Annotated in this window: 3 protein-coding genes; all 3 read left to right on the forward strand. The window is 67.5% G+C overall.

All coding sequences use genetic code 11. The features are described 5' to 3' along the window. Positions 1–464: 464 nt before the first annotated feature. Positions 465–1,436, forward strand: coding sequence for a calcium/sodium antiporter (locus ACLFRM_RS09255; protein WP_410755451.1), 972 nt, complete (start codon positions 465–467; stop codon positions 1,434–1,436). A 46-nt stretch (positions 1,437–1,482) separates the two neighbouring features. Continuing rightward, complete coding sequence (locus ACLFRM_RS09260; RefSeq protein WP_410755452.1) at positions 1,483–2,100, forward strand: class I SAM-dependent methyltransferase; 618 nt, start codon at positions 1,483–1,485, stop codon at positions 2,098–2,100. 22 nt (positions 2,101–2,122) lie between these two features. Beyond that, the coding region (locus tag ACLFRM_RS09265; RefSeq protein WP_410755453.1) for a zinc-binding alcohol dehydrogenase family protein at positions 2,123–3,148 on the forward strand (1,026 nt) is incomplete at its 3' end.

Consider the following 3,148-nt stretch of genomic DNA (forward strand, 5'->3'; position numbering starts at 1 on the left):
TCCGGCATGGGTACGTGATTGGGCGGGGTAGTTTCCTCCGGGGGCGGTTCTTCCACTTGTTCGGTGCGTGGCGTGGGCGGGGCGTCTTTCGTCTCGCTGAGGTCTACCCATTGCGCCTCCACGGCCTGACTGCCGCCACGGCTGCCTGTCGTCAGGGGGTCTTCGTCCCGCGCCCACGCCAGTACGGCCCAGATCAAGAGGGCATGCAGGACGAGGCTGGTGGCTGCGCCTGCGATCCAGACCAGTCGCTGTGATCGAGGGAGGCGGTTCGGTGTGTGGGCTGCGGGCATGGTGACTCGGCGGCTTGGTGGACCGGGAAGAGTAAGGAATGGATAAGGCGGATGCAAACCGGAATGATTCGCACCCCATGTGATCTGGCATGCGGTCGCTCTCCGATTGGCGGTGTTCTGCAGTAAAGTGGCGCCCGAAACGATCATCGAGAAGTTCCGAACGAGGAGATGGCGATGTTGGTGCCCGTGTTGGCGGTCCTGGTGGGGCTGGTGCTGCTCGTCTGGAGCGCGGATCGATTTGTCGATGGTGCGGCGGCGACCGCCAGGCATCTGGGCATGTCGCCGTTGCTGATCGGCATGGTGATCATCGGGTTCGGCACGTCGGCCCCGGAGATGGTGGTGTCGGTGACGGCGGCGATCGATGGCAGCCCGGGCATCGCCCTGGGCAATGCCTACGGCTCGAACATCGCCAATATCGCCCTGATCCTCGGCCTGACGGCGGTGATCGCCCCGATCGCGGTCCACTCGCAGGTGGTTCGGCGCGAGATGCCCATCCTGCTGGCGGTGACGGCCGTGGCCGCCCTGCAGGTCCACGACGGGGAGATAACCCGTCTGGAAGGTATCGTCCTGCTGGTGCTGCTGGTCGGGCTTCTGGGCTGGAACATCTACCAGGGGCGCCGCGGGCAGGTCGACCCGTTGGGTAGCGAGGTAGAGCAGGAGCTGGTCGCCCATCCGATGCCGCTCAAGAAGGCCCTGATCTGGATCGCGATCGGATTGGTGCTGCTGATCGCCAGTTCGCGCCTGCTGGTCTGGGGTGCGGTGGATATCGCGCAGTTCTTCGGGGTCTCGGATCTCGTCATCGGCCTGACGGTGGTCGCGATCGGGACGTCCCTGCCCGAGCTGGCCTCCTCGATAGCCGCCTTGCGCAAGAACGAGCACGACATGGCGCTGGGCAACGTCATCGGTTCGAACCTGTTCAACACCCTGGGCGTGGTGGGGCTCGCCGGCGTGATCCACCCGATGGTCGCCGAGCCCGAGGTGTTTACCCGCGACATGCTGGTGATGGGCGTGCTGACCCTGGCCCTGTTCCTGTTCGCCTACGGCTTTCGCGGGCCGGGACGCATCACCCGCATCGAGGGCGGCGTGCTGCTGGCCGCCTTCTTCGCCTACACGGCCTACCTGTTGAGCACCACCTTCGTCGCCTGACATGCCCGAGCGCTGCCCAGTGTGCGAGGCGAGGCTCTCGTCCTTCATGACCGTTGCGACCGGCAGGAAGAATGCCCGCCGCCCGATCGCCTTCCTCGAGTGCCCCAACTGTCGCTTGGTGGTGCGCGACCCGGCGCTCTGGCCCGACCGCGATGCCGAGCGGGCGTACTACGGGTTGCACGAGAACGATGCCGCCGACGCGGGTTACCGGCGCTTTCTGGCGCCGAGCATCGAGCGGCTGCGCGCGCGGCTGATCCCGGGCATGAACGCCCTGGATTTCGGTTGCGGACCGGACTCGGTGCCGGTCGCCGTGGCACGGGAGGCAGGGGTCGAGATGCTGGGCTACGATCCGTTGTTCGCCCCGGACGAGGCGCCGCTGGACGAGGCAACCTACGATCTGATCACATGCACCGAGACGGTCGAGCACCTGCACCGCCCGCGGGCGGTGTTCGAGCGGATCGCCCGGCTGCTGCGACCGGGTGGATCGCTGATCGTGCAGACCGGGTTCGCCCCGGAGGCCGCCCGGTTCGCGGACTGGCACTACTGGCGCGATCCGACCCACGTGATCTTCTTCCGCGCCCGCACCTTCGAGTGGCTGGCCGCCGCTTGCGACTGGCGCATCGTCGAGATCGATGCACCGGTCGCCGTGTTCGAGCGTCATTGACCGACCGAATGGGGGAACCGTCATGAAGGCCATCGGATTCGAACGCCACCTGCCCATCGACCACCCGCAGGCATTTGCCGACTACGAGCTGGCGGTGCCCGAGCCCGGGCCGTCCGATCTGCGGGTCGCGGTGGAGGCGGTGTCCGTCAACCCGGTCGATACCAAGGTGCGTGCGCCGCGGCACGTCGACCCGGATCACCCGGACAATCGTGCCGACCCGGCGCCTCGGGTGCTGGGGTTCGATGCCCTCGGTGTGGTCGACGCCGTTGGATCGGCCGTGACGCGATTTCGCCCCGGCGACGTGGTGTTCTACGCCGGTGATATCGGTCGGCCAGGCAGCAATGCCGAGTTCCAGCTGGTCGACGAGGCGATCGTCGGCCATGCGCCGCGTGGCATCGATCCCGCCGATGCCGCGGCCCTGCCGCTGACGGCGCTGACCGCCTGGGAGACGCTGTTCGACCGGCTGGGCCTGGACCCGGACGGCGCCGATGCCGGTGCCCCGGTGTTGCTTATCAACGGCGCCGGCGGGGTGGGCTCCATGGCGATCCAACTGGCCCGTGCGGCCGGACTGACGGTGATCGCCACCGCCTCGCGGCCGGAGTCGCGCCAGTGGTGCCTCGATCTTGGTGCCGACGTGGTGGTCGACCATTTCGGCGACCTGCCCGCGCAACTGGCCGAACACCAGGTCGATTCGATCCCGGCGATCGCCTGCTTCAACGATCTCGATCGGCATTACACGGCGATGGCGCAACTGGTCGCCCCGCAGGGCCGGTTGGCCAGCATCGTCGGCAACAAGCAGCCGCTGCCGTTCCAGGAACTGCGCGACAAGAGCGTAGGGTTCTTCTGGGAGTACATGTTCACCCGCCCGCGGTTCGACACCCCGGACAAGGGACGACAGGGCGAGATCCTCGACACGGTGGCCGACATGCTCGAGTCGGGGCGACTGAAGACCACCCGGCACGAGGTGCTCGGCCCCATCAACGCCGATAACCTGCGCGCCGCTCACCGGGCGCTGGAGGCGGGGCACGTGATCGGCAAGCTCACCCTG

The organism is Guyparkeria sp. (genome assembly GCF_046540515.1).
Classification (GTDB): Bacteria; Pseudomonadota; Gammaproteobacteria; order Halothiobacillales; family Halothiobacillaceae; genus Guyparkeria.

Coding starts and splice junctions, on each gene's coding strand:
- ACLFRM_RS09260 (WP_410755452.1), top strand. CDS start 1,483: ATGACCGTTGCGACCGGCAGGAAGAATGCCCGCCGCCCGATCGCCTTC.
- ACLFRM_RS09255 (WP_410755451.1), top strand. CDS start 465: ATGTTGGTGCCCGTGTTGGCGGTCCTGGTGGGGCTGGTGCTGCTCGTC.